Here is a 1,012-nt window from a genome sequence, read left to right as displayed (position 1 = left end):
TCGAACCCGGCGCGCCGGTGGCCCGCCTGCACCGGCTGCGCTTCGCCGACGGCGAACCCATCGCGCTGGAATGGACGGTGAGCCCGCTCGGCCTGCTCGCCGATCCGCAGCAGGTCGGCGCCTCCTTCTACGAAGCGCTGCGCGCCGTCGGCCATGTGCCGGTCCGGGCAAGCCAGCACATCACGGCCGTCACCATCGGCGGCCAATGGAGCCGCATGCTGAAGGTGCAGGAAGGCCACGCCGCGCTTGACATCCACCGTGTCGCCGAACTCGCCGACGGCACCCCGGTCGAATGGACGCACTCCATCTTCCGCGGCGATGCCTATGATTTCGTCGTCGACCTGTCTTTCCGGGAATAGCCATCCGTGTTCCCGGCAGACCGTCACAGGCCTGATGCGCGGCAGGCGGGCACGCCCCGCCCGCCTGCATCGTCTCTCGAACTGGATTTCTCATGAGCCGCTTTCTGCTTGGCATCGACGCCGGGTCCACCATGACCAAGGCCGCTGTGTTCGACCGCAGCGGCCGGGAGATCGCCAGCAGCGGCCATCGCGTCGTCATCCAGCGCCCGCAGCCCGGCTGGTGCGAGGTCGACCCGTTCGCCGCCTGGGAAGCCGCCATGGCGGCGATACGCGGCGCGCTCGACAGAGCCGGGCTCACCGGCGACGACATCGCCGCCGTCGGCCTGTCTGCCGCCATGGTCGGCATCTGGCTCGTCGATGCGGAAGGCAATGCCTTGCGGCCCGGCGTCAACTGGGAAGACAGCCGCACCCAGGCCATGCTCGACGAGAAGCTGGCCGCCGATCCGGCCTTCTATTCCGCGATCTTCCAGTCGGATGGCTGCGTGATGCAGCAAGGCTGCACGCTGCCGCTGTTCGCCTGGCTTCGCGACCACGAGCCCGACATCGTCGAACGCGCCGCCCATGTCTTCAGCTACAAGGATTTTCTGCGCATGAAGCTGACCGGCCGCGCCGGCGCCGACCGCACGGAGGCCGCCGTGGCCCCGGGCGACGCC

General features: G+C 69.3%; 2 protein-coding genes. Both read left to right on the top strand.

Annotated elements, in window-relative coordinates:
- The coding region (locus tag L4923_RS30840) for a GntR family transcriptional regulator (RefSeq protein ID WP_239370887.1) at nt 1–359 on the top strand (359 nt) is incomplete at its 5' end.
- Nucleotides 360–451: 92 nt separating this feature from the next.
- On the top strand, nt 452–1,012 hold a 561-nt coding region (locus tag L4923_RS30835; RefSeq protein ID WP_275448666.1), incomplete at its 3' end, for an FGGY family carbohydrate kinase.

Source organism: Terribium retamae (assembly GCF_022347545.1).
GTDB classification, from domain to species: Bacteria; Pseudomonadota; Alphaproteobacteria; order Rhizobiales; family Rhizobiaceae; genus Mesorhizobium; species Mesorhizobium retamae.
Note: the sequence above shows the minus strand (reverse complement) of the source record. Positions and strands in the feature narration are given on the sequence as shown.